Genomic DNA, 23,242 nt, shown 5'->3' with positions numbered 1-23,242 from the left:
GTACAGCATGGCTTTTTGTTTACCGCTTATCGCTTTTTTCCCGATTGGATCATTACCCCTGCTTTTTAATGTTTAACTTTGCGCATTCGGCAACATTCATATTATTAAACAACAGGATAGGAACGGAATGCAGGATTCATTAAACATTGCGCTGGTAGGAAACCCGAATAGTGGAAAAAGCTCCCTTTTTAATGCTCTCACAGGTCTGAACCAGAAGGTTAGCAACTTTCCGGGCGTTACTGTCGACAAAAAGACCGGTGTGGCAAATATCGCATCCGGACTCACGGCCAACGTCATTGACCTGCCTGGAACCTACTCCCTGTATCCTAAAAGTGCCGATGAATACGTTACCTACGATGTGCTGATCAACGTCAACGCCTCCGAAGCGCCGGATATGGTCATCATCGTAGCCGATGCCTCCAACCTGAAACGTAACCTCCTCTTCTGCTCCCAGATCATAGACCTGAAAATGCCGGTGATCATTGCCCTTACCATGATGGATATTGCCCGCAAAAAAGGCGTGGAAATCGATCTGGATGGCATTGAGCGGGAACTGGGCGTGCCGGTGGTGGCCATCAACCCCAGGAAGAATAAAGGCCTCAGCGAACTAAAGAAGATCATAGACCAGACGGCCAAAGGAAACTACGCCGCTCCGGCCCGCGATTTCATCAATAACAACGCGCTGGCAAAAGAAACCATCGAAGATGTAAAGAAATACACCCTTTGCAGAAGCGATTACGCCGCGCTCCAGGTGGCTGTCAACAGCGACGAGCTGAGCTTCCTGAACGCCGGCCAGAAACAGGCCATCAAAACGGCCGTTCAGCAACACCACTTCAATAAAACGAAAGTACAGGCCGAAGAGATCATGCAACGGTACGCCCGTATCAAGCAGATCATGAAATCGACCGTGGTGGAAGCGGATCCGCTGCAGAAACAGCTCCGTTCCGAAAAAATTGACGACCTCCTGCTGCACCGTTTCTGGGGCTATGTCATCCTGCTGGTGGTGATGTTCCTGCTTTTCCAGAGCATCTTCTGGCTGGCCAGCTACCCGCAGGACTGGATCGAAACCCTCTTCGGCAACCTCGGCGGATGGTTATCCTCCACCTTACCGGAAAATAAACTGAGCGATGTACTCATCAACGGTATTTTGGCCGGTATCGGCGGGTTTGCCGTATTCGTACCGCAGATTGCCATCCTCTTTGGCCTGATCACCATCCTGGAAGATACCGGCTATATGGCCCGTATCAGCTTCCTTACGGACAGGCTGATGCGCCAGGTTGGCCTCAACGGTAAGTCCGTTATGCCGCTGATCAGCGGGGTCGCCTGCGCCGTACCCGCCATCATGGCCACCCGTACCATCGAAAACAAGAAAGAACGCCTGATCACCATACTGGTTACGCCGCTCATGAGCTGCTCCGCCAGGCTGCCTATTTACACCATGATGATAGCGCTGGTAATTCCGGATAAACGCTTCCTGGGATTTCTCAGCCTGCAGGGCCTTGCCATGATGGGCTTATACCTGCTTGGCTTCTTCATGGCTATTTTCATTGCCGCGTTGATGAAGCTGTTTGTCCGCATTAAGGAAAAAAGCTACTTCATCATGGAGCTGCCGGTGTACCGTGCGCCACGATGGAAGAACGTGGGCATTACCATGCTGGAAAAATCCAAAATCTTCGTGACGGACGCCGGTAAGATCATCGTCGTGATTTCCGTGATCCTCTGGTTCCTGGCTTCTTACGGCCCTGCGAAGCGCATGCAGCCTATCCACCAGAAATACGAACCGCAAATAGCGGCTGTACAGCCGGACACGCCTGCGGCCGACAGCCTGAATCACCTCTATTCTTCCGAAAAGCTGGCCAACTCCTATGCCGGGATCCTCGGTCATGCCATTGAGCCGGCCATTGCGCCGCTGGGCTTCGACTGGAAGATGGGCATCTCCCTGATTACCTCTTTTGCCGCCAGGGAAGTGTTTGTGGGCACTATGGCTACGCTGTACAGCGTAGGCGAAAATGAGGAAGACAATAATGCCACCCTCCGCGAGAAAATGGCCGCAGCCAAACGCCCGGATGGCACCAAGGTGTACACGCTGGCTACCGGCTTGTCGCTCATGATCTTTTATGCCTTTGCCATGCAGTGCATGAGCACCCTTGCCATCGTAAAAAGAGAAACCAAATCCTGGAAGATTCCTTTGTTCCAGCTCGTGTACATGACCACGCTGGCCTATATCTGCAGTTTCATCGTTTATCAGATTTTTAAATAAGGCTGCCCGATAATTAGGTACATTGCAGGAAATGTGATGTACTATGAAATGGCTCTTATGCTGCGCCGGTATCCTGTTGGCAGCGCCCGCACTGGCGCAGACGGATTCCGTACAACTGATGAAAGACATCAGTACCCTCGCCGCCGATAAATACGAAGGCCGTAAAACCGGTACCCGGGGCAACCGCCAGGCACAGTTCTACCTGCTCAAACGGTTTGAGGAAGCGGGATTACAACCCTATCATAACACCTACGAATACCCTTTCTATTTCAAACGGGGCGAAACAAATATTATGGGCACTAACCTCTACGGCTATATTCCCGGCAGCGATAATAAAGTGATTGTCATTTCCGCCCATTACGATCATGTGGGTATCGGCAGGCCCAATCAGCAACAGGATAGTATTTATAACGGGGCAGATGATAACGCTTCCGGGATTGGCGGATTATTGGCTATTGCCGGTTACTTTAAGCAGCACCCGCCAAAGCATACACTCCTCTTCCTCGCTACAGACGGGGAGGAAATGGGCTTGCAGGGCGCCAGGGCCTTTGTAGCGCGGCCTCCTGTACCCCTGGAAGATATAGTGCTGAATATCAACATGGATATGATTGCGCACAACAATAAAGATGAATTATATGCCTGCGGCCCCGGCGTATTCCCGGAGCTGAAGCCGGTGGTGGAAAAAGTGGCGGCGCGCAGCAGCATTAAACTGCTCATCGGGCATGATACCGGAACGGGTTCGGATAATTGGATCAATCAGAGCGACCAGGGTGCGTTTTACCAGGCCAGGATCCCGTTTATCTACTTCGGCGTGGAGGATCATGAGGATTATCACAAGCCTTCCGATGAATACCGGACTATCAATCATTCCTTTTATTACAGGGCTGTGAATATGATCCTTGGCGTAATCAGGGAGTTTAATTAATTTTTTTAGGGGGAGATGCTGGAGCCGCAGGCTTTACATCTCCCCCTAAATATTTATTCTAACGGCGCTATTTGCCGGTGCTTTACTCTTTCACTTTCGGGAAAATCATCCCTTTAAACTGGTTCGCTTTGTTGTAGAACCTGGAAATTGTCCCCAGCCGGTTGGACTCCGGCGCAGCTATCCTGCCCAGGGCGCTGGCTGGTACGCCCATATCCGTAAGGGCCGCCCGCAGCATCGGATCCTGGAAGCTTCCCCAATCGTTGGCATAATCATCGCCTGCCTGCACATCCGGCGTAAAACCGTCAAAATAATCGCCCTGGTTGGCGGAGTTGATGGATTGCATGTTAATGCAGTACATATCAATAGCCCCCACAGTAACGGCAATGAACCCTACCGGCTTACCGTAAGAAGTGCTTCCTACCATACGGGGTTTCAGGGAAGGCTTCAGCACATTGAAGAGCAGCTCGCTGGCGGAGGCAGTATTACCGGTCATGATAAAGCTCAGGTTAGTGAGCGCGAGGCCGCCGGTTGCGCCAAAATTGGTTTTAGCGTAGGTCGTGGCTTCGGAGTAGAAGATATCGGACCAGAGCTGGTTCGGATAATCCGGAACGGCCTTCATGGCTTTAAAGAACCAGTTGAAATTCTTATTGGTGACCCGGGAGTTGAAGACGGTGGAATACATCAGCTGGTTGCCCACGCTGGCCGGCGCCAGCTTATTGGCGAGGTATTCCGCCGTGCTTACGTACCCGCCGCCATTGTAACGGAGGTCAATAATTACTTTGGTTACGCCGGCCGTTTTGAAATCGCTGAAAATGGATTCAAACTGCGTCTTAACCACATCCGGCGCCACGAAGGAGTTGAACACGATATACCCGATCTTGCTGCCTCCGAGGTCATATACCTTGCTGTAGAGGATAGGATTGAGCGTGTATTGGGCTGCGGTAATGGTAGTGGTGAGGGTGTTGCCATCCGGCTTGGTAAATACGAAGTTGGCGGACTGGCTGCTGAACGCTTTGTTAAGCGCATCTTCCGTGGCCTGGTTGCCGTAGGTGAAGGAGGTGGTGCCGTTCACGGCAGACATCTGCCAGCCCCGCTTGATGCCTGCTTTATCGGCAGGGGAGCCGGGATATACGTACACCACGTGCAGCTCGGTGCGGGTTTGCCAGCCGATCTGGAAGCCCAGGTCGCCTGCATGGCCTGCCAGCACATCAGCGGTAGAACCGTCGTCCAGGAAGCTGTATTTATCCAGGTTGGCGTTCCGGCTGTTCTTTTTGAAGCCGATCAGCGAGTCGAACATCGTGTATGGACTGCTGTAGCTATCCGGTTTAAAGGTAGCCGAGTCAGGTACGGCATCTGTCCACAAATAAATATCCTTGAAAATATTGAATATACTATCGTTGGTAGATATCGCTTTGGACCCCGGGTTGGGGTTGTTGCCGGGGTTCCTGGCCATGTCCTTGCTGCAGGCGGCGAGCAGGAGGCTTATCAGGGTAGCGCCGGTCAGCAGGCGCCACAAAAGATTTGGTTGCATAAGTAAAGTTTAAAGCATGTGAAAGGTGTATTCCGTATATAGATAACGCTAAAGCTTAAACGATAATTATATGCCAAGGTTTAACGCGGTCCTGACGGGAATGAGTTTATGTCGTTGCCCAGTTCTTCCGGGAGCGTGCCGTTATTTTTCAGTGCTATCGTCACCTTTTCGCGCCAGGAGGCCTGCGCAGCTGCGTTCATGCCACTATGGGTATCGCGGTCAAAGGCATACTGAAGCCGGTTCATTTCCCGGAAAGCCTCAAGGTATTGAAATTGTATAACACTATCATAGTCGTCCCGGTTCAGCGCCGTTTGTTTTAATCGCTGCTTAAACCGCTCCACCACGAGGCGGGTGATGTCAAAATGCAGCTGTTCATGGGCCAGGCCATAGGTGGTGTTATTACCCGGTTTGACCCAGCTGGCGCTTTTTACAAAAAAGACCTGCAGCAGCAGGGAGATGTGGAGGGTATCCTTGTACACGCGGCTGCTCCCTTCGTAGGAAAAGCTGGTGTAGGAAACGGCTCCGCTGGGCCCTGAAAGGGGCGGGCGGCCTGTAAAATCGTTCCAGGAAAGCTTCCGGTAAGGCGCATAATAGATGGTGTCCGAATCCGGGGTGGATGGCTGTTCCTGGAAGTGGAAATCCAGGGATACGACCGTATGGCCGGCGGGCGTCAGCTGTTTGCCACGATGCCCGTTAGCGGCGGGCAACAGCAACAAAAAAAACAATATGGCAGGCACAGAAACCATGGATTTTACCGCCCTTTAAAATTAGCGCTTTTAACAATCCCTTGCCGCTGAAAACGGGCTTTTTTCCGTAATTTACGAATCAACCAAAACAATCGCACATGTACGGCGGAGGATACATTTTTGAAGAACCCAATAACCGGCAGGTGAGGGAAGAAATGCTCCATGATGAGCCGGAGAAGCTGGCTGCATTTGAAGAACGTATTGCCAGGGGGGAAAAGATAGAACCCGGCGACTGGATGCCGGCGGAATACAGGAGGCAGCTCATCCGTTTAATCGAACAACATGCTCATTCTGAGATCATTGGCGCTTTGCCCGAAGGCACCTGGATTACCCGTGCCCCCGGGTTCAAGCGCAAACTGGCCCTGATTGCCAAGGTGCAGGATGAAATCGGCCATGGCCAGCTGCTGTATAATGCGGCGGAAACGCTCGGCAAAACCAGGGAAGCCATGATTAACGACCTGCTGAGCGGGAAGTCCAAATACTCCAACGTATTTAACTACCCGGCCAAAACCTGGGCGGACGTTACCGTGATAGGATTCCTCATCGATGCGGCCGCTATCGTAAACCAGGTGGCTAATTCCAAAGGGTCTTACGGGCCTTACTGCCGCGCCCTGGAACGCATCTGCTACGAAGAAAGTTTTCACCTCAAACAGGGGCACGATGCGTTTATTGAACTGGCGACCGGCACGCCTGCCCAAAAGGAAATGCTGCAGGATGCGCTGAACCGCTGGTGGAAGCCGATCATGCACTTCTTTGGGCCGCCGGATAAAGCATCCCTGCACAGCGAAAAGCTGATGCAATGGAAGGTGAAAATGGCCAGCAACGACGATATGCGCAACCAGTTCCTGGATATGTATGTACCTAAGATATGGGAGTTGGGATTAACGCTGCCGGACCCTTTGCTGCGTAAAAACCCGGAAACCGGCCGCTGGGAATATTCCGATCCCGACTGGGATGAATTTTTCAGGGTGATCAACGGCGGCGGCCCTTGCAATGAAGAACGCCTGCAGGTACGCAAATGGGCGGAAGAGCATGGCCGCTGGGTACGCAAAGCCCTGATGAAACCGGCGGAAAAACACAGTTTGCCGGTTGCCTGATTATTTAAGCTCCAAATTTTTGAAACCAATCATGTCTTTAGATCCACGTGTAAACAGATTAAAACTAGGCGATCCCAATGCCGTAATAAAGGTGGAAGAAGGGGAGAACTGGAATGTGTACGAAGTATTTCACCAGGAAAAGAGAGGCGCGCACCATGAACACGTAGGTTGCGTACACGCTCCTGACCCGCAGCTGGCGCTCATCTTTGCCAAGGAACAATTTGCCCGCAGAAAAAAATGCGTAAACCTCTGGGTAGTGAAAAGCGCAGATATACTGGCTTTTGATGTGGAAGACGAGGATATGTTTGCCAACAACCTGGAAAAAACCTACCGAGATGCCAGCGGCTTCAAGGTGATGGAAAAGATCAACAAATTCAAACAATCATCCAAAGGAACTACTGATGTTAAATAAAGCAATTACAGACCTGCTCACTAAGATGGCCGATGATGAACTGATCCTGGGGCACCGGAATTCGGAGTGGACAGGTTTGGGGCCTGTTATGGAAGAAGATATTGCCTTTTCGAGTATGGCACAGGATAAGATCGGCCACTCGTGGGCTTTATTCCGGATATTGGAAGAGCTGCCGGAAGGCAGGCCGGCCGATTTAAACGCTTTTTGCCGGCCCGAAGCTGCATTCAAATGCTGCCACCTGGTGGAGTATCCGAATTCCGGGTACGACTTCAGCCTGATGCGGCATTTCCTCTTCGACCAGGCGGAGGCCGTACGTTACGAAAGCCTGCAGGAGAGCAGCTTTGAGCCCTTGCAGCAGCTGAGCAAAAAAGTAAAGGGGGAGCTGAAGTACCACACATTGCATGCAAATGCCTGGATACTGCAGTTAAGCAAAGCGGGCGAAGAAAGCTATGACCGTATGCAAACCGCACTCAATGAAATCATGGCCCTTGCCGCCGGCATCTTTGAGCCGGCCAGGGATTATGAACAGGCGCTGATCGACGAAAAGGTGTACCCGGGGGAAAAGGAACTCTATAACCGCTGGCTGGACCGGATTTATCCTGTGCTGGTAAAAGCCTCGCTGAACCTGCCGGACCTGAATGCCATTGCGCCTGCCTATGGCGGCCGTACAGGGCAGCATACGCCTTACCTGGGGCCGTTATTGAAGGAGATGGGAGAGGTGTTCAACCTGGATACTGCCGCTAATTGGTAATTTATGACACAGGAAATTACCATAGAAAATATTTATAATTCACTGCAACAGGTGATGGACCCGGAAATACCCGTACTAAGCGTGGTGGAGCTGGGCATGATCACCGATGTGGTATTGACTGCCGGCGGGGCCGAGGTGCATATGATTCCAACATTTGCAGCCTGCCCCGCCGTTACCTATTTGCAGCGCAACATCCGGCAACGGCTGGAAGAGGATCTGCATATACCCGTTACCGTTATAGTGGACAAACACATTGCCTGGAACAGCAACCGCATCTCCGAAGCGGCGAAGATAAAGCTGGAGCAGTTTGGAATTGCGCCGCCGAAGCGGCTGGCAGGGGAGGTGAGCGAGGAGCTGTTCGTGGAAGTACCCTGCCCGCATTGCGGCAGTACGGATACCTATCTGCGGGCCCCTTTTGGGTCCACGCTTTGCCGGGCTATACATTTTTGTAAATCGTGCGGACAGATATTTGAACAGTTTAAGCCGCTGGAATAAGCAGGATTAACGGAAATGCCTATTTTTACATGCATTAGTTGATATGCCATTGGCAAATTTATAGATGAAACATGAAGATAGGCTTGTATTTTGGGTCTTTTAATCCTATACACACGGGGCATTTGATCATTGCCAATTACGTTGCGTACAATACTGATCTGGATAAGGTGTGGCTGGTGGTTTCCCCTCAAAACCCGCTGAAGCCCTCCTCAACCCTGCTTAATGAGCATGACAGGTTTCACCTCGTGGAGCTGGCCATTAAGGATGAACCCAGGCTCAGAGCAAGCAATATTGAATTTTCCCTGCCTCGTCCTTCTTTTACAGTCGACACCCTGGCCTACCTGGGTGAGAAGTTTCCTACCCAGGAGTTTTGCATCATCATGGGAAGCGATAGTTTCCAAAACCTCCCCCGCTGGAAGAATTACACGCATATTGTAAGGAACTATCCAATCTACGTTTATCGCCGCCCGGGGCACGAAATCACAGAAACGCACGGCGCGCGCCTGGAAGTCCTGGATGCGCCCATGCTGGATATATCAGCTACGGATATACGAAAATGGATTAAGGAAGGAAAATCCGTCCGGTACATGGTGCCTGATAACGTGATCAACTACATTTCCGAAAATAATTACTACCGCTAAGCTGCCGCCTATTTGCCGTCATCCGGTTTATTGCGCACGGACAGCTTCTTGTGGCTGCCGGCAGGAGCGGACCTTTTCTTAACCAGGTATTCATTGGAATAGATCTTCAGCAGCAGAATAAACATGGAGATCAGCAGGGGGCCGAATATCAGGCCTATAAATCCAAAGAGGTTCACGCCTATCAGTACGCCGAAGATGGTAATGAGCGGGTGTACGTCCGCAATGCGCTTGGCCAGCAGGAACCTGGAAATATTATCGGAAGTACCCACGATGGCAAAACCGTAAATCAGCACTGCCAGCCCCTGGAATGTATTGCCGGCAGCCATCAGGTATATGCCGAGCGGCACATATACCGCAGCGGCGCCGATAACCGGCAGCATGGCGGTGAAGCAGGTGACGATAAACCAGAAGAAAGGCTGCGGCACGCCAAATATCAGGTAGCCCACCAGGGATACTACCCCCTGTATCAGGGCAATCAAAGGAATACCCACCGCATTGGCTATTACCAACTTGTTGAATTCCCTACCCAGTAGCTCCACATTTTCATCCTGCAGGGGAATATATTCGTAGATGGCCAGCTCCATACTCCGCAGGTTCACGAGCATAAAGTACAGGATAAAGTACAGAATGGCGATGGTTGTCAGCGTATTGAACGTGGCGCCCAGGAAGCCCGGTAAAAAAGAAGTGGCTGTTTCTGAAAACTTTTGCAGCCTTGCATCCGTGATGATGGTAAAGCCAATTTCATGGGAAAGCTTGTTGTTCAATGCTTTGGCCTGGTTGATCAATTCCGCCGAATTGTTGATGGCGTAGGAGATTTTTGCGCTGAGCATATTGATCAGGGCGCCCACGGGGAGCAGGATGATCAGGAAGGTAAGCAGCATCAGCAGGGCGGCGGCGAGGCCTTTATTCCACTTACGCTCTTCGGTGAGCCGGATCATCCATTTGCGGCATAATACATAAAAAGTAACGGCGCCAAGGAATCCGGGGAAATAGGTATAAAGCTTGGTAAACAGCAGTATAGCCAGGAACAGAATAAGGAGTAAAAAGCCTATTTGCTTAAGGCGTCCATTGTCGAGATAGCTCATAGTTTAAGTTCGTTATAAAAGTCTTGACCTGCAAATAACCGGGGTATCACTGGGACAACTCTCTGTTAAATATCAAACAAAATTGATACCTACTTGTTCTTGGAATAATGTTTGTGAAGCATCACATACGAAAACATAGATTTTTAAATTATCTCATCTTTTAAAAACTTTTGTTATGAATAATAGTTCAAAAGCCGTGGTTTCTTTCATCGTTGGCGCTGCAGTGGGTGTTGCAGTTGGGTATTTCCTCAATTCAGATAAAAAAGATGAACTTGTAGGCAAACTGAGATACCAGGCAGACAAGCTGAAAGATAAATGGAAAAAGAAAAAAGATCAATTTGAAGATGCCCTCGAAAATGAGCTGGCTTAATTCCAATTGATTAAATAATACTGCATGGAAGAAAATTTCAGCGATTATTTTAAACAAACAGGCAGAGTCGCCAAAGATTACCTCGAAACGAGGCTGGACCTGTTGAAGCTCCAGGCAGCGGGAAAGCTATCAAAGGCTTTGGGATTATTCTTCTCGGTTTTGATGGCTTTTCTGCTGTTCTTTTTTGTGATTGTATTCCTGGGAATGCTCGTAGCATTCTGGATAGGTGAAAAAGCCGGCAGCTTTACCATCGGCTTCACCTGCGCTTCAGGAATGTTCATCCTGTTGTTTATCGCCATCATCGTATTTAGGAAACAACTGATTGAACGGCCTTTATCAAAGCTGCTGATCAATGTACTGATCGACGAGATCGACGATCGTGACGATCACGTACACATCAAGGACAAACCTGCACCCGCTGCGCCGGCCACTGAGGATCCGGCAAGGCCAGGCTATGTTCCCGATGACGAAGCCGTAGAGCACCAATAAAAAGCACTAATCAGCATGGCCAAAAAGAAGAAAATAACTGGTTTTGATGCACTTGAGCTGGAGGTTGCCCGGCTCAAGAAGCGCTCAGTAGACCTGGAAGATGTTTTATTGGAAAGAGTGGACTTCTTTCGGGACAACTTTAAAAAAATGGCCCTCAACAGCATTGTTCCGGGCAGCGCGAAACATTCCAACGTCCTGGGTATTGCCGGAAAAGTGGCCAAATTTGCCTGGGAAAGCGGGAAGTTCAAAAATTTTGCAACCGGCGCGCTCATCACCGCCCTGGAATTTTTCGGGGTACAGATGGGGATTAAGTTGTTTAATAAGTTTGCCCAATCGCGGAAGAAGAAAGATGCGCCGCAGGAAGATTTTTAACGGGGCTTTAGGCTGCGGGGAACAGTATCAGCTACCATGGTGGTACAGGTAATCGGCTTGTAGCCTAGCACAACTACAGGCCCGCCGGGGTTTTTTAAAGTATCTGCCGGCAGCGTCAGATAATCCGCCATCCTGAACAGGAAATCCTTCTTTTTATGCTCCCTCGGCCCCGCTTCGAAACGCATGGCGCTTAAAACCCTGTATATCTCCGGTTCAAATTGTCCTGAAAATGCATCACTAACGAGGACAATATCTGTAACAGTTCCATCTTCCTTTATCGTATAACTGGCATGTACGGTGCCGGGGACCTGCGCCTCCTGCAACGGCCGCGGATACCTGATATGCTTCAGCAAGTAGGTATGAATGGCTGCGCCGGTCCTGGGTAATAGCTTTACCTGTGCGGATACGGGGTAAGCATATACCGCCGCTGCCATAAAAACAGATAGTATAGGAATTATCAGCAAACGCATAGTACACTTTTTTACCCCCAAACCTTCGTACCCTCGCTACAGTTAGCGCAGATATCGATATTTTTCCGGGATTCCAGGATCTCACTACGGAAACGGATATACTCTTTATTATGCCATAGTTTCTTAAAAGATTCCTTTTTCAGGTTACCCAGGCGGTGCTGGGCATCTTTATCGAAGCAGCAGGGTACTACCAGGCCATCCCAGGTTACAACAGGGGAGTGCCAGAGGCGCCAGCAATGGTTACCCAGCTTGTTCTTGATGGTATAGGTGCCATCTTCATTACGGTGGTAACGGGAGTATTTATCGATTGTAGGAATCAGGCGGTTGCCTTCCTCGTAATCGTACACCTGCGCGGTTTTGAACCGTACCTGGTCCACGCCGATTTCCTTTGCCAGCTGCTTGATCTCTTCAATCTGGTGTTCGTTGGGCTTTACCACGAGGAACTGGAAGAAGACAAATGGCTTGGTGGAGTTCAGTTCCTTTTTCCACTTCACGATGTTTTTAGCGCCCTGGATCACTTTATCCAGCTGGCCGCCTACCCGGTATTGGGTGTAAACATCCTGGGTGGTGCCGTCTATGGAAATGATCAACCTGTCGAGTCCACTTTCCACCGTTTTTTTGGCGTTGGCATCGGTGAGGTAATGCGCGTTGGTAGAGGTAGCGGTATAAATACCTTTATCGGAAGCGTACTTCACCATGTCCAGGAATCCCGGGTTGAGGTAGGGCTCTCCCTGGAAGTAAAAGATGAGGTAGAGCAGTTCCTTATGTATCTCGTCGATGGTTTGCCTGAAAAAGTCCTGCTGCAACATGCCGGTAGGGCGTGTGAAAGCGCGCAGGCCGCTGGGGCACTCGGGGCAGCGCAGGTTGCAGGAGGTGGTGGGTTCGAAAGATATGGAAATAGGATATCCCCATTGAACTGGCTTTCCGGTCCATTTGCTTGCAAAGTAACTTCCCAGCACCTTTCCGGCGTTTAACGCCCGTTTAAAAGTGAACTTGGAAAGGAGGTTCAGGGTATCATTCAGGTTAAAATCCGGCATAAAAATTCACTTGACCTTTGTAAAAGTAAGCCCTTTAAACAAATTATAACCTATAATTGCGATAAAATTAAGTCCGGAGCTATTGCGGTGTCACACCCGGATTCCCTGCAACTAACATCGAATTACGTGAAAAAAAATGCGCTGATATTTACAATTATACTTTTGACCCTGGCTATGGTGGTTGTCCCCTTTTGGTATTTCTGGTTCAGGGATGAAGATGAGGTGAAGTTTGTCAGGTATGATGAGTTTGGTATAGATATGCCCGTGAATTACAAGATTCATGGCATCGATGTGTCCAAATTCCAGAAGAATATTAACTGGAAGGCGGTAAAGCAGATGAAGGTGGACAAAATTCGTATGTCCTTTGCGTTTATAAAGGCCACGGAAGGCATTACCCGCCAGGACGAAGCGTTTCAGCGCAACTGGGTCAATGCCGGCAAGGCCGGCCTGATACGGGGGGCCTATCATTTCTTTTATTCCACCCGCGATCCTATCAAGCAGGCGATCAATTTCCAGAACGTGGTAGACCTGCAATCGGGCGACCTGCCGCCGGTGCTGGACATAGAAACCTCCAATAACCAGCCGGCCGCGGTGATCCGCAGCACGGCCAGGATATGGCTGGAGGAAATGGAAAAAGCGTATAAAGTGAAGCCTATCATCTATACCAACATACATTTTTATGAAACGTATCTTGGAGATGAATTTGATGACTATCCTTTGTGGATAGCGCATTACTACCAGAAGGAGCGGCCTGCATCCAAGCGGAGCTGGGTCTTCTGGCAGCACAGTGATATCGGCAGGGTAAACGGTATTCGAACGACAGTAGATTTCAACGTATTCAAAGGGGACAGTGCCGCACTGGCGAAACTGCTCATCCCATAACAGCAGCATCATGGAAGAAGAAAAACAACCAGAACAGATGCCTCCGGCCCCTCAGCCACCTGCACCGCAGGAGGAGAAACCGCCGTTTGATCTTGAATTACTGATGTACTTTATCAAAATCATCCGAACGGTTTTCGTTGGGTTATTCTGGATGCTGGTAAACATATTTCTGGGCCTTTACCTTGGCTTTGCCGTGCCGGAAGAATCGACCCCCGGCCGTTTGATTTTCTTTTACGCGTGGCTAATTTTCTCCCTAACCCTTTTTATTTATTATATCTGGAAAATGTGGCGTAAAAAGGAGAAAGCGCCCTGATTACTGCACTACATTGCGATGGCCCAGTTCCATGGTCCATGCCTTCTCGTAGCGGCCCACGGCAAACTCCGTGTAGCTGGCGCTCATCATATTCCTGCAGTGACTCGGGCTGTTCAGCCATCCCAGTACTACGGCCTGCTCGTCCATATTGCCGGTAGCAATATTTTCCCCGTAGGTATTCCAGCGGTAACCCGCCGCATCCAGGCGGGAGCCGGGCGTGCTGCCGTTAGGCGCGTTATGATCGAAATAGTTATTTAAAAACATATCCTTACTGTGGAGGTAAGCCGCCTTTTCCAGCAAGCCGTTCCAGGTAAGGGGCGGAACTGCAGGCATACTTACGCCTCCGCAATTGCAGCCACGGCTGCGAAGTCCGTTTACGAGGGTGAGTAACGCCTTGCGGTCTACCCGGTTTTCGGGTAGGGTTACCGTATCAGTTACAGTGGGTGTGGGGGCAACGGGTGCAACCTCATTTTCAGTTTTGGAGCAGCTGCTGAAAATCACAATTGTCAAAATAGCAGCACAAATAAATTTCCCGGGCATAACCAGTTCAGTTAATAGCAATTTTGGTGAAATAGATACCGGGTTTTAAACAGGAACGAGTCAAAATTATGGTCGTCTTTCAGCGGAAACGGGTAAAACTATAAGAGGTTGATCAGAGGTTATGGGGTTAGTTGTGGTCAGTACATTTTAGTGTAAATCACAACGTATTTTGGTCGTTTTCTCTTTCGAGGCCCCAAAGATAGGGTGTAGTTATGAAAGTTTTATCCCAGGTTTTGCAAATCTAATGTTAACGCAAACTGCCATACGGTTGCAGTGGGGGACCAGTTGAAATTAACCCTATCAGGGCCAGCCCCAAACGCATGTGAAATTTTTAGCAAAAGTTAAACAGAAAATACCGTGTAGGGGAAGCCTGATTATAGTAACTTTGCAGCACCAATAAACAACCATATTTCAATTATATTTTTAAAATCAACAGGTTATGCCCGGATTTGAATTATTTGGAGCCGAGGAAAGGAAAGAAGTAAATGATGTACTGGAAACAGGTATCATGATGCGTTATGGTTTTGACGCTGCCCGCAAAGGCATCTGGAAAGCCAAAGAGCTGGAAGCTGAAATGTGTAAAAAGCTGGGCGTGCAGTATGCGCAGCTGGCATCCAGCGGTACTGCAGCACTTACTACCGCCATGGCTGCATTGGGCCTGGGAGCAGGCGATGAAATTATCATGCCTACCTTCACCTTTGTTGCCAGCTTTGAATCTATCTTTTCCGTAGGCGCTACCCCGGTACTTGTGGATGTGGATGATACCCTCACCCTCGATCCTAAAGCCGTGGAAGCAGCCATTACGCCCCGCACCAAAGCCGTAATGCCGGTGCATATGTGCGGCGCTATGGCCGATATGGACGCCCTGGTGGCCATCTGCAAAAAGCATAACCTCATCCTCCTGGAAGACGCCTGCCAATCCTTCGGCGCCAGCTATAAAGGAAAAGCCCTGGGCACCATCGGGGATGCCGGTACCTTCTCTTTCGACTTTGTAAAAACGATCACCTGCGCTGAAGGCGGTGGTATCGTTACCAACAATAAAGATGTTTATATCAAATGCGATGGTTATACGGACCATGGCCATGACCACATCGGGAATGACCGCGGCCTGGAACAACATCCGTTTATCGGCTACAACTACCGTATTTCCGAGCTGCACGCCGCAGTAGGCCTGGCGCAGATCCGCAAGCTCGATAAGTTCCTGGAAATCCAGCGCAGCACCAAGAAGATATTCAAGGATGCCCTGTCTACTATTCCGGGCGTGTCTTTCCGCCGTTTGCCTGATCCTGCGGGCGACAGCGCTACCTTCCTGTCCTTCTTCCTGCCGGAAGCGGAACAGGCCCGTAAGGCAGCAGCAGCCATGAAAGCAGCAGGCCTGGCCGCTTTCTATTACTATGATAACAACTGGCATTATATCCGCCAGTGGGATCACTTCAAACAAGGCCAGGTGCTGACTCCTTTTGCACCCGGACTGAAACAGGCGATGGAAATTTATAAAACGAAAGAATTCCCTGCTTCCGATGCCATCATCAGCAGGAATATTTCCACCCCGATCAACCTTTCCTGGTCCGAAGCCGAGATCAAAGAAAGAGCAGAGAAAATGGTGAACGCTGTAAAAAGCGCATTATAATGCATGGTAAAGGCGTAACCGGGTAAGCAACAGCTGCCCGGGTACGCCTTTATACTTTAAACATATAGCTATGAAGAAAATAGCATTGATACCTGCCCGTTATGGCGCCTCCCGCTTCCCGGGCAAAATGATGGCCAAGCTGGGCGATAAAACCGTGATACTGCGCACTTACGAATCTACCGTTAAAACCGGCGTATTTGACGAAGTGATGGTGGTAACCGACAGTGATATCATCTTCCAGGAAATAGTGAGCAACGGCGGTAAAGCTGTAATGAGCAAAAAGGAACATGAATGCGGTACGGATCGTATCGCGGAAGCCATGGAACTGCTGGATTACGACATTGTAGTGAATGTTCAGGGCGATGAGCCTTTCACCCAGAAGGAACCGCTGGAAAAATTACTCAGGGTATTTGAAGGGGAGGAAGGTAAGAAAGTGCAGGTGGCTTCCCTGATGCAGGTGCTCACCGATCCGCAGTCCATCGAAGATCCCAACTACGTGAAAGTAGCGGTAGACAAGAACTTCAACGCTCTCTTCTTCTCCCGTTCCGTGATCCCGTACCCCCGCGCAAAAGATGTACAGACCATCTACTACGAGCATATTGGTATCTATGCCTTCAGGAAAGATACCCTCATGAACTTCACCAGGCTGGAACCAACTCCCCTGGAGCTGGCGGAGAAAATCGAATGCCTCCGCTACCTGGAAAACGGTATCCCGATGAAAATGGTGGTGACGGAGTACATGGGCGTGGAAATAGATACCCCGGAAGACCTGGAGAAAGCAGCAAAACTTTTATAATAACATACTAACTAAGACGCATATATGAAATTCAGGAATTTTAAAATGGTGGACTATGTGGTTTACGGTAACGGATCTTTTGATCAGTTAGATGAAATCCTGGCCCCAAAACGGAATGGAGACGCTCCCATGATCTTCTTCGTGGATCAGTATTTCCAGGATAAGAAAGCATTTTTATCCCGTGTTCCTTTGCGTGGAAAAGACAAAATTGTAATCATCGATGTAACCGACGAGCCTAAAACCAAATATGTAGACCAGATCCGCGATGAGCTGAAAGCTGAATTCGGACAGGTATCCGGTATCATTGGTATTGGCGGCGGTTCTGTGATGGATATGGCCAAAGCGGTTGCGCTGATGATGACCAACCCCGGTTCCTCTGCGGACTACCAGGGATGGGACCTCGTGAAAGTGCCCGGCGTATATAAAGTGGGTATCCCTACTATTTCCGGTACAGGCGCGGAAGTGAGCCGCACCTGCGTGCTGACCGGCCCTACCCGCAAGCTGGGTATGAACTCCGACTTCACGCCGTTTGACCAGATCGTGCTGGATCCGTCCCTGACTAAGACAGTGGAACCTAACCAGCGTTTTTATACTGCTATGGACTGCTTTATCCACTGCGTGGAATCCCTGCAGGGCACTTACCTGAACGCTTTCAGTAAGTCCTACGGCGAAAAAGCGCAGGAGCTCTGTGAAGAGATCTTCCTGGAAAAAGACCAGTGGGACGATGATGCGGACGAAAAGCTGATGATGGCTTCCTATGCCGGCGGTATGAGCATTGCTTATTCCCAGGTGGGCGTGGCGCACGCCGTGAGCTACGGCCTGGCTTACCTGCTGGGTACCAAGCACGGCATCGGTAACTGTATTGTGTTTGATAAGCTGGAAGAGTTCTACCCTGAAGGCGTGGAAAAATTCAAGCAGATGGTGAAGAAACACAATATCACTATTCCGCAGGGCATCTGTAAGGATCTGACGGACGAGCAGTTCGACATCATGATCAACGTATCGCTGGGTATGGCCCCGCTGTGGGAAAATGCGCTGGGCAAGGACTGGAAACAGATCATGACGCCGGAGCGTTTGCGCAAGCTGTACGAAAGACTCTAAGGGGGCCGGTAAATATTTTTGGGAGAAGGCATTCCGTCGTTTCGGCGGAATGCCTTTATCTTTTTAACTTCAGCTAAAAAAGTCATGGATAATATCGAGAAATTGGGCCAGGAGCTGGCCCAGGTATTTTTTAGGATAGAAGAACGGAGGAACCACTGGCACACTATTTCGCGGGACCTCATTGCGACAACGCTGAAAGAGCTGGTGGCACGCTTTCCCATGTTTGACTGGACGGTAGACATCAATGAAGCCTGGCAGAATATGGAGTCCGTATATGTGATGTTTAATTACACAGCCAGCGGCATCGTGGAGAAAACGCCGAATGCCATTGTGCAGAAGATGAAAAAAGGAGGCCTGCTGTCCTTCTCCCAATCCCGCAACGGGCAGGTGGTTACCTGGGTGTCTTATCCGTATGTAGATGGAATAACCGAAGACGGGCCAAAGAACACGGTACTGCATACTGCGGAACCGGAAGAAGTGGACCAGGATTATATTCACCGGTATGTGGAGAAGTTCCTGGAGGAAATGATCAGCTGGGAAAATGACTCCCGTGAGGAAATCGGCTTTATGAAGAAACATCGTTAGTACGCAAATCCAATGCGTAGCGGGGAATTAAATTTGGATAAGGAGGAAGATTGTCATGTTAGCAGCCCTTATAGCAACCGTCATCGTGTTGCTGGTTTTAATATACCTTTTGTTTACGGCTAAAGCGCGTCAGCAACAGCTGGAATCCCAGCAACGGCAGATGCAGGAACGCGCCGTGCAGCTGGAATCCCAGCAGCTCTACCTGGATGCGGCATTGAAGGACCGGGAGCGCCAGTTGCAGGACCTGCAGGATCAGCTGGAACGGTTAAACGAAGAATACGCCCTGCAAAAAGGCGATCAGGGCCGGCTCCTGGAGCAAAATAAATACCTGCAGCTGCAGCTGACGGAAGAGCGGCAGCGGCTGATCCAGCAGCAGGAGGAATCCCGGCATCAGTTTGAGAACATCGCCAACCAGCTGCTGCATCGTATTTCCGGCAACTTTATGGAGCAAAACCAGTCCAAGCTGGATGACCTGCTCAAACCTTTATCAGAGAAGATAGACAACTTCCGCAGCAGCGTGCAGCAGTCGCTGGTAGCGGAAACTACCCAGCGTACGGAATTGCGCGCGGAGCTGCAAAGGTTGTTGTTGCTGAACCAAACCCTGACCAAAGAGGCGAATAACCTCACCAACGCCCTGAAGGCGGATACGAAGAAGCAGGGTAACTGGGGCGAGGTGATCCTGGAAAAAGTCCTGGAAGCATCCGGCCTGGAAAAGGGGATACATTATGTTACCCAGGATTCCCGCTATGATGCGGACGGGCAGTTGCGCCGGCCGGATATGGTATTGCACCTGCCGGAAAACCGCCGGGTGATCATCGATTCCAAGGTATCGCTCAAGGCTTATGAGCAATATTGCAGCGCAGAGGATGATACTGCGCGGCAGCAGTTCCTCAAGCAGCACCTGGCCTCTGTGAAGAACCATGTGAACGAGCTGAGTGCAAAAGCTTATCAATCGCTTTACAATAACACGACTGATTTTGTGCTGCTCTTCATCCCCGTGGAGCCGGCGTACGCGCTGGCCATCATGCAGCCGGATGAGGACCTGTATGATTTCGCTTTCCGTAAGCGCATTATCCTCGTAAGCGTACCGTCCTTGCTGGCAACGCTGAAGGTGATTGAGAACATGTGGAAGCTGGAAAAGCAGAACAGGAATGCACAGGAGATCGTAAAGCAGGGAGGCGCGCTGTACGACAAATTTGTAGGGTTCATTACTGATCTCGAGCAGGTGAACAACTACCTGGGCAAAACCCGCGACGCCTATGATGAAGCCATGAAGAAGCTCACCACCGGCGGCGGTAACCTGGTTAGTCGCGCTGAGAAGATGCGCAAGCTGGGCGTGGATAACAAAAAGAAGCTACCTGAAATTTATGTACAGGAAGCGCCGGAGGATAATGCCAGCCTGGAATCCGGAACGCAAACCATATAAGAAGAGCAGGAGTGGGGTGGGGCAATGCGGCTAGCAGGAAAGGTGGGAATCAGTTCCCTGCCTGCTGCCTTGCCACCTGCTCCTCATAGTTCTTAGGCACATGAAAAAATGACAAATAGAGTGTAGCCATGGCCGTGATACCCGCTAAAATGTAAAACGTCAGCGGGAAACGGCTGGCGTGGTTGTGGTAAATCAACGCAGAGCCCCATGCGCCCAGCCCAATACCTGCTTCCATAGCTATATACATGCTCGCCAGGGCGCGGCCTTTATACAACGGGTTGCTTAAATCGACCGTCCATGCTGTAACAGCAGGGGAGTTGAGGCCGGTGGCGGCGCCGTACAGCAATGCCGCGGCCAGCAGGATGGCAGGGCTCACCGCCAGGGCCAGCATGGTCATGGAGGCGGCCATTACCAGTGCTGAAATTTTCAGCACGGGAATACGTCCGTATTTATCGGATACCTTGCCTGCCAGCAGGCGGATACCCATGGAACTTGCGGTATAGAACGTAAAGAATAACCCCTTGTTGGTAATCCCTAAATAGGTACTGTAATCAGGAATGATGGTGAGTACAGCGCCATAGCTGAAAAACGTCAGGAAGGTCACAATCACCGGGCCCCATACCAGCGGTTCAAAAATTTCATCCCGGTGGATACGCAATAATGACAGCCGGAAAGGCTGTTTGTTTGGCAATGTTTCTTTCATCGCTCCCGTGAGGATCACCACGGAAAGCAGTGCGAATGCGGCAGACAGCTGGAACATCACGTTGATATTCCACCTTACTGCCACCCAGCCGCCAATGGCAGGCCCGATGGCCATACCGATTATAGAAGCCAGGCCAATCATGCCCATGGCCTCGCCGCGGCGGTTTGCCGGCACCAGGTCCGACACATAGGCCGAAGTGCCCGTTGGCTTGAAACCCGTCGAAAATCCATGGAAAAACCGCAGCAACAGGAAGGCCGCTACAGAGCTCACCAGCGGATACATCAGGCTGCATACTACGCATATCAGGGAGCCAAACACCATCACCGGCACACGGCCGATCGTATCCGTCAGCTTACCGCTGAAGGGCCTGGAAAGCCCCGCCATCAGGGTAAAGACGCCTATGATATACCCCTTGTAATCCTCTCCGCCCAGCTTCGTCAGATACGCCGGCAACTCCGGTATCATCATATTGAAACTGGCCGAAAAAAGGGCATTACTCAAACACAATAAAATGAATTGGAGATTGTAGATCCTACCTGTCGACTGGTCCATGCGGCAAAATTAGTAACAATGGTACAATTTTAGCGAAGTAAATCACCGCCGGCGCCCGGCGAACAAAAGCGGCCCCTTACTGTTAATATTAACCGGCTGTTAAATCATGATAAAATTCATGTGCCCCTGTTCCCGGATTCCGTAAATTTATAATAACCAAAAAATTCAAGGATATGAAATTAAACACCGGCCTGTTACCAGAACACACCAAAGAGGTTGCTTTGGAGTTGAATAAAGCTTTGGCAGATGAATTAGTGTTATATGCTAAAACCCGCAACTGTCACTGGAACATTGAAGGCCCGAGCTTCAGGGACCTGCACCTGTTTTTCGAAGAGCAGTATGAAACCCTGGAAGAATTCGGGGATGAAGTAGCTGAAAGAATCCGTGCCATTGGCCACTATGCCCTGGGCAGATACAAAGACGTGCTGGAACTCACTCACCTCCTGGAGTCTGAATATACCAACGACGCGAAGACGCAGTTAAAAGAACTGCTGGATGACCACGAAACCATCATCCGCAACCTGCGCCGCCTGATCGATGAATTCGACCAGAAATACAACGATAAAGGTACCAGCGATTTCGTGACAGGACTCATGGAAAAACATGAGAAACTGGCCTGGATGCTTCGTTCCTACCTCAAATAAGTATTCGATAACTCATCATTACGTGTTAGTTACAGCCAGATTGTCCGTAACTAACACGTTTTTGTTTTAATACGCCACGAATGGATAATAAAACAGACCTCCGGCTGGCCGTGCTGATCGATGCCGATAATATCCCTTATCACAATGTGAAGGGAATGCTCGAAGAAGTAGCCAAATACGGGAACCCAACGTTTAAGAGAATTTACGGCGACTGGACCAAGCCCACTGTAGTAGGGTGGAAGGGCGTCCTGCTCGACTATGCCATCACGCCCATTCAGCAATACAGTTATACTTCAGGGAAGAATGCCACGGACAGCGCCATGATCATCGATGCCATGGACATCCTCTACACCGGCAGGGTAGACGGTTTTTGCCTCGTATCGAGCGACAGCGATTTTACCCGCCTGGCCACCCGGCTCCGGGAAGCAGGCATGTACGTAATTGGTATGGGTGAAAGAAAAACCCCCAGCGCCTTCCGCTCCGCCTGCGACAAGTTTATTTACCTGGAAATCCTGCAGGTGAAAGAGAAGAAGGCGGAAGAAGGGAAATCCAGGTCCTCCAAAGAAAAATCAAAAGGCATCAGCAAAGCGGATAAGGAAGTGATCAGCCTCCTAACCTCGAGCATTAACGACATCGCGGATGAAGACGGGTGGGCCTACCTCGGCGAGCTGGGAAACCTGCTGCTGAAAAAGCAGCCGGACTTCGACTCGCGCAACTATGGCTTTAATAAGCTGATTCATCTCATCCAGAGTTTTCCCATGTTTGAAATAGACCTGCGCGACAGCGGTAAAAAGACAGGGAAACTGGTGTATGTTCGTAGTAAATAACCTGAACGCATATATGAACCGGGTAAGTGTTATTAAGGGCGATATTACAAAGGTCAGGGCGGACGCGATCGTCAACGCAGCCAATTCATCATTGATGGGTGGCGGAGGCGTTGATGGCGCCATCCACCGTGCCGGTGGCCCCGCCATCCTGGAAGACTGCCGTAAAATTGTAGCCCGGCAGGGCGGCTGTAAAACCGGCGAAGCGGTAATCACCACCGGTGGCCGTTTGCCGGCCGCTCATGTGATTCATACCGTAGGGCCGGTATGGCAGGATGGGCTGCACAACGAACCTGCCCTGCTGGCCAATTGCTACCGGAATTCGCTGGAGCTGGCCGCTGCCAATAATCTTCATAGCATTGCATTTCCGAATATCAGTACAGGGATTTATCATTTTCCTAAAGAGCTGGCGGCGAGGATTGCGCTGGAAGCGATTGCTGACTTCCTGGAAAAGGAGAGTAGTATTACAGCGGTTATACTTGTGTGCTTTGATGAGGAGAACTATAATCATACGTTGCATTATTACCATCAGTACGTGGGGCCGGAGTGAGATAGCCCCCCGCCA

The 23,242-nt window shown here is 50.3% G+C and carries 27 protein-coding genes; 20 read left to right on the top strand and 7 right to left on the bottom strand.

The window, feature by feature from the left end:
* Positions 1-127 precede the first annotated feature (127 nt).
* A complete protein-coding gene (gene feoB, locus BOC67_RS06420) occupies positions 128-2,260 on the top strand; it encodes a ferrous iron transport protein B (protein WP_291908444.1) in 2,133 nt (710 codons plus the stop codon).
* Between the two features lie 43 nt (positions 2,261-2,303).
* Positions 2,304-3,185 (top strand): M20/M25/M40 family metallo-hydrolase, encoded by an 882-nt coding sequence (locus tag BOC67_RS06415; protein ID WP_291908443.1) that lies wholly within the window; start codon positions 2,304-2,306, stop codon positions 3,183-3,185.
* An 82-nt stretch (positions 3,186-3,267) separates the two neighbouring features.
* On the opposite strand, the gene BOC67_RS06410 is transcribed toward BOC67_RS06415, so the two are convergent.
* Both BOC67_RS06410 and BOC67_RS06405 read right to left on the bottom strand, forming a co-directional pair.
* A complete protein-coding gene (locus BOC67_RS06410) occupies positions 3,268-4,716 on the bottom strand; it encodes a S41 family peptidase (RefSeq protein WP_291908442.1) in 1,449 nt (482 codons plus the stop codon).
* 80 nt (positions 4,717-4,796) lie between these two features.
* Positions 4,797-5,453: a hypothetical protein gene (locus tag BOC67_RS06405; RefSeq protein ID WP_291908441.1), complete on the bottom strand. Its 657-nt coding sequence runs from the start codon at positions 5,451-5,453 to the stop codon at positions 4,797-4,799.
* Between the two features lie 107 nt (positions 5,454-5,560).
* Here BOC67_RS06405 and paaA point away from each other — a divergent pair, with 107 nt between their 5' ends.
* From paaA to nadD, 5 genes are all read left to right on the top strand, one after another.
* On the top strand, positions 5,561-6,559 hold the full coding sequence (gene paaA, locus BOC67_RS06400) for a 1,2-phenylacetyl-CoA epoxidase subunit PaaA (RefSeq protein ID WP_291908440.1): 999 nt from the start codon (positions 5,561-5,563) through the stop codon (positions 6,557-6,559).
* 31 nt (positions 6,560-6,590) lie between these two features.
* On the top strand, positions 6,591-6,971 hold the full coding sequence (locus BOC67_RS06395) for a hypothetical protein (protein WP_291908439.1): 381 nt from the start codon (positions 6,591-6,593) through the stop codon (positions 6,969-6,971).
* Positions 6,961-7,722 (top strand): 1,2-phenylacetyl-CoA epoxidase subunit PaaC, encoded by a 762-nt coding sequence (gene paaC, locus BOC67_RS06390; RefSeq protein WP_291908438.1) that lies wholly within the window; start codon positions 6,961-6,963, stop codon positions 7,720-7,722. Before BOC67_RS06395 ends, paaC begins: the two co-directional genes overlap by 11 nt.
* A 3-nt stretch (positions 7,723-7,725) precedes the next feature.
* A complete protein-coding gene (gene paaD / locus BOC67_RS06385; RefSeq protein WP_291908437.1) occupies positions 7,726-8,217 on the top strand; it encodes a 1,2-phenylacetyl-CoA epoxidase subunit PaaD in 492 nt (163 codons plus the stop codon).
* Between the two features lie 71 nt (positions 8,218-8,288).
* Complete coding sequence (nadD, locus tag BOC67_RS06380) at positions 8,289-8,858, top strand: nicotinate (nicotinamide) nucleotide adenylyltransferase (protein WP_291908436.1); 570 nt, start codon at positions 8,289-8,291, stop codon at positions 8,856-8,858.
* 8 nt (positions 8,859-8,866) lie between these two features.
* On the opposite strand, the gene BOC67_RS06375 is transcribed toward nadD, so the two are convergent.
* Positions 8,867-9,943, bottom strand: a complete 1,077-nt coding sequence (locus BOC67_RS06375) for an AI-2E family transporter (protein ID WP_291908435.1) — start codon at positions 9,941-9,943, stop codon at positions 8,867-8,869.
* Between the two features lie 175 nt (positions 9,944-10,118).
* Between BOC67_RS06375 and BOC67_RS06370 the strand changes: the two genes are divergently transcribed.
* Genes BOC67_RS06370 through BOC67_RS06360 form a run of 3 tightly spaced genes read left to right on the top strand, consistent with a single transcriptional unit; the run spans position 10,119 to position 11,174 of the window.
* Complete coding sequence (locus BOC67_RS06370) at positions 10,119-10,313, top strand: YtxH domain-containing protein (protein ID WP_073082676.1); 195 nt, start codon at positions 10,119-10,121, stop codon at positions 10,311-10,313.
* A gap of 24 nt (positions 10,314-10,337) precedes the next feature.
* On the top strand, positions 10,338-10,802 hold the full coding sequence (locus tag BOC67_RS06365; RefSeq protein WP_291908434.1) for a hypothetical protein: 465 nt from the start codon (positions 10,338-10,340) through the stop codon (positions 10,800-10,802).
* Between the two features lie 15 nt (positions 10,803-10,817).
* Positions 10,818-11,174, top strand: a complete 357-nt coding sequence (locus BOC67_RS06360) for a hypothetical protein (RefSeq protein ID WP_291908433.1) — start codon at positions 10,818-10,820, stop codon at positions 11,172-11,174.
* Here the strand turns inward: BOC67_RS06360 and BOC67_RS06355 are convergent.
* The gene (locus BOC67_RS06355) at positions 11,171-11,644 is read right to left on the bottom strand and encodes an energy transducer TonB (RefSeq protein WP_291908432.1); all 474 of its coding nucleotides are present in this window, start codon (positions 11,642-11,644) and stop codon (positions 11,171-11,173) included. The genes BOC67_RS06360 and BOC67_RS06355 overlap by 4 nt on opposite strands.
* A gap of 11 nt (positions 11,645-11,655) precedes the next feature.
* A complete protein-coding gene (locus tag BOC67_RS06350) occupies positions 11,656-12,681 on the bottom strand; it encodes an SPASM domain-containing protein (protein ID WP_291908431.1) in 1,026 nt (341 codons plus the stop codon).
* 174 nt (positions 12,682-12,855) lie between these two features.
* On the opposite strand from BOC67_RS06350, the gene BOC67_RS06345 reads away from it, so the two are divergent.
* On the top strand, positions 12,856-13,563 hold the full coding sequence (locus BOC67_RS06345; RefSeq protein ID WP_291908430.1) for a glycoside hydrolase family 25 protein: 708 nt from the start codon (positions 12,856-12,858) through the stop codon (positions 13,561-13,563).
* A 10-nt stretch (positions 13,564-13,573) separates the two neighbouring features.
* On the top strand, positions 13,574-13,876 hold the full coding sequence (locus BOC67_RS06340; protein ID WP_291908428.1) for a hypothetical protein: 303 nt from the start codon (positions 13,574-13,576) through the stop codon (positions 13,874-13,876).
* On the opposite strand, the gene BOC67_RS06335 is transcribed toward BOC67_RS06340, so the two are convergent.
* Positions 13,877-14,377 (bottom strand): CAP domain-containing protein, encoded by a 501-nt coding sequence (locus tag BOC67_RS06335; RefSeq protein ID WP_291908789.1) that lies wholly within the window; start codon positions 14,375-14,377, stop codon positions 13,877-13,879.
* A gap of 478 nt (positions 14,378-14,855) precedes the next feature.
* On the opposite strand from BOC67_RS06335, the gene BOC67_RS06330 reads away from it, so the two are divergent.
* The 5 genes from BOC67_RS06330 to BOC67_RS06310 all read left to right on the top strand — a co-directional run bounded on the left by BOC67_RS06330 (position 14,856) and on the right by BOC67_RS06310 (position 19,954).
* On the top strand, positions 14,856-16,046 hold the full coding sequence (locus BOC67_RS06330) for a DegT/DnrJ/EryC1/StrS aminotransferase family protein (RefSeq protein ID WP_291908426.1): 1,191 nt from the start codon (positions 14,856-14,858) through the stop codon (positions 16,044-16,046).
* Between the two features lie 70 nt (positions 16,047-16,116).
* Positions 16,117-16,842 carry a 3-deoxy-manno-octulosonate cytidylyltransferase gene (kdsB, locus tag BOC67_RS06325; protein WP_291908423.1) on the top strand — a complete coding sequence of 242 codons (726 nt, stop codon included), beginning with the start codon at positions 16,117-16,119 and terminating at the stop codon, positions 16,840-16,842.
* A gap of 24 nt (positions 16,843-16,866) precedes the next feature.
* On the top strand, positions 16,867-17,943 hold the full coding sequence (locus tag BOC67_RS06320; RefSeq protein WP_291908421.1) for an iron-containing alcohol dehydrogenase family protein: 1,077 nt from the start codon (positions 16,867-16,869) through the stop codon (positions 17,941-17,943).
* An 84-nt stretch (positions 17,944-18,027) separates the two neighbouring features.
* Positions 18,028-18,528 (top strand): hypothetical protein, encoded by a 501-nt coding sequence (locus BOC67_RS06315; RefSeq protein WP_291908419.1) that lies wholly within the window; start codon positions 18,028-18,030, stop codon positions 18,526-18,528.
* Between the two features lie 55 nt (positions 18,529-18,583).
* The gene (locus tag BOC67_RS06310; protein WP_291908417.1) at positions 18,584-19,954 is read left to right on the top strand and encodes a DNA recombination protein RmuC; all 1,371 of its coding nucleotides are present in this window, start codon (positions 18,584-18,586) and stop codon (positions 19,952-19,954) included.
* A gap of 49 nt (positions 19,955-20,003) precedes the next feature.
* Here BOC67_RS06310 and BOC67_RS06305 read toward each other — a convergent pair whose 3' ends face one another.
* Positions 20,004-21,209, bottom strand: coding sequence for an MFS transporter (locus tag BOC67_RS06305; protein WP_291908415.1), 1,206 nt, complete (start codon positions 21,207-21,209; stop codon positions 20,004-20,006).
* 173 nt (positions 21,210-21,382) lie between these two features.
* Here BOC67_RS06305 and BOC67_RS06300 point away from each other — a divergent pair, with 173 nt between their 5' ends.
* The 3 genes from BOC67_RS06300 (at position 21,383) to BOC67_RS06290 (ending at position 23,227) form a co-directional block, all read left to right on the top strand.
* Entirely contained in the window at positions 21,383-21,853 is a 471-nt protein-coding gene (locus BOC67_RS06300) for a DNA starvation/stationary phase protection protein (RefSeq protein WP_291908414.1), read from the top strand.
* Between the two features lie 80 nt (positions 21,854-21,933).
* Complete coding sequence (locus BOC67_RS06295) at positions 21,934-22,680, top strand: NYN domain-containing protein (RefSeq protein WP_291908412.1); 747 nt, start codon at positions 21,934-21,936, stop codon at positions 22,678-22,680.
* The gene (locus tag BOC67_RS06290) at positions 22,664-23,227 is read left to right on the top strand and encodes an O-acetyl-ADP-ribose deacetylase (protein ID WP_291908411.1); all 564 of its coding nucleotides are present in this window, start codon (positions 22,664-22,666) and stop codon (positions 23,225-23,227) included. The genes BOC67_RS06295 and BOC67_RS06290 overlap by 17 nt, the downstream gene beginning before the upstream one ends.
* Positions 23,228-23,242: the final 15 nt, after the last annotated feature.

Origin of the sequence: Chitinophaga sp. CB10 (genome assembly GCA_001870995.2) — a bacterium.
In the GTDB taxonomy this organism is placed as follows: domain Bacteria; phylum Bacteroidota; class Bacteroidia; order Chitinophagales; family Chitinophagaceae; genus Chitinophaga.
This window is presented reverse-complemented; position numbering and strand designations above follow the sequence as displayed.

Excerpts from the sequence above, each read along its gene's own strand:
- BOC67_RS06365 (WP_291908434.1), top strand. The coding sequence starts at position 10,338 with ATGGAAGAAAATTTCAGCGATTATTTTAAACAAACAGGCAGAGTCGCC.
- BOC67_RS06290 (WP_291908411.1), top strand. The coding sequence starts at position 22,664 with ATGTTCGTAGTAAATAACCTGAACGCATATATGAACCGGGTAAGTGTT.
- BOC67_RS06300 (WP_291908414.1), top strand. The coding sequence starts at position 21,383 with ATGAAATTAAACACCGGCCTGTTACCAGAACACACCAAAGAGGTTGCT.
- BOC67_RS06295 (WP_291908412.1), top strand. The coding sequence starts at position 21,934 with ATGGATAATAAAACAGACCTCCGGCTGGCCGTGCTGATCGATGCCGAT.
- paaD (WP_291908437.1), top strand. The coding sequence starts at position 7,726 with ATGACACAGGAAATTACCATAGAAAATATTTATAATTCACTGCAACAG.
- BOC67_RS06375 (WP_291908435.1), bottom strand. The coding sequence starts at position 9,943 with ATGAGCTATCTCGACAATGGACGCCTTAAGCAAATAGGCTTTTTACTC.
- BOC67_RS06330 (WP_291908426.1), top strand. The coding sequence starts at position 14,856 with ATGCCCGGATTTGAATTATTTGGAGCCGAGGAAAGGAAAGAAGTAAAT.
- BOC67_RS06355 (WP_291908432.1), bottom strand. The coding sequence starts at position 11,644 with ATGCGTTTGCTGATAATTCCTATACTATCTGTTTTTATGGCAGCGGCG.
- BOC67_RS06360 (WP_291908433.1), top strand. The coding sequence starts at position 10,818 with ATGGCCAAAAAGAAGAAAATAACTGGTTTTGATGCACTTGAGCTGGAG.
- BOC67_RS06415 (WP_291908443.1), top strand. The coding sequence starts at position 2,304 with ATGAAATGGCTCTTATGCTGCGCCGGTATCCTGTTGGCAGCGCCCGCA.
- BOC67_RS06320 (WP_291908421.1), top strand. The coding sequence starts at position 16,867 with ATGAAATTCAGGAATTTTAAAATGGTGGACTATGTGGTTTACGGTAAC.
- BOC67_RS06350 (WP_291908431.1), bottom strand. The coding sequence starts at position 12,681 with ATGCCGGATTTTAACCTGAATGATACCCTGAACCTCCTTTCCAAGTTC.
- BOC67_RS06345 (WP_291908430.1), top strand. The coding sequence starts at position 12,856 with ATGGTGGTTGTCCCCTTTTGGTATTTCTGGTTCAGGGATGAAGATGAG.
- BOC67_RS06370 (WP_073082676.1), top strand. The coding sequence starts at position 10,119 with ATGAATAATAGTTCAAAAGCCGTGGTTTCTTTCATCGTTGGCGCTGCA.
- nadD (WP_291908436.1), top strand. The coding sequence starts at position 8,289 with ATGAAGATAGGCTTGTATTTTGGGTCTTTTAATCCTATACACACGGGG.
- feoB (WP_291908444.1), top strand. The coding sequence starts at position 128 with ATGCAGGATTCATTAAACATTGCGCTGGTAGGAAACCCGAATAGTGGA.
- BOC67_RS06340 (WP_291908428.1), top strand. The coding sequence starts at position 13,574 with ATGGAAGAAGAAAAACAACCAGAACAGATGCCTCCGGCCCCTCAGCCA.
- BOC67_RS06315 (WP_291908419.1), top strand. The coding sequence starts at position 18,028 with ATGGATAATATCGAGAAATTGGGCCAGGAGCTGGCCCAGGTATTTTTT.
- BOC67_RS06305 (WP_291908415.1), bottom strand. The coding sequence starts at position 21,209 with ATGGACCAGTCGACAGGTAGGATCTACAATCTCCAATTCATTTTATTG.
- paaA (WP_291908440.1), top strand. The coding sequence starts at position 5,561 with ATGTACGGCGGAGGATACATTTTTGAAGAACCCAATAACCGGCAGGTG.
- kdsB (WP_291908423.1), top strand. The coding sequence starts at position 16,117 with ATGAAGAAAATAGCATTGATACCTGCCCGTTATGGCGCCTCCCGCTTC.
- BOC67_RS06410 (WP_291908442.1), bottom strand. The coding sequence starts at position 4,716 with ATGCAACCAAATCTTTTGTGGCGCCTGCTGACCGGCGCTACCCTGATA.
- paaC (WP_291908438.1), top strand. The coding sequence starts at position 6,961 with ATGTTAAATAAAGCAATTACAGACCTGCTCACTAAGATGGCCGATGAT.
- BOC67_RS06395 (WP_291908439.1), top strand. The coding sequence starts at position 6,591 with ATGTCTTTAGATCCACGTGTAAACAGATTAAAACTAGGCGATCCCAAT.
- BOC67_RS06310 (WP_291908417.1), top strand. The coding sequence starts at position 18,584 with ATGTTAGCAGCCCTTATAGCAACCGTCATCGTGTTGCTGGTTTTAATA.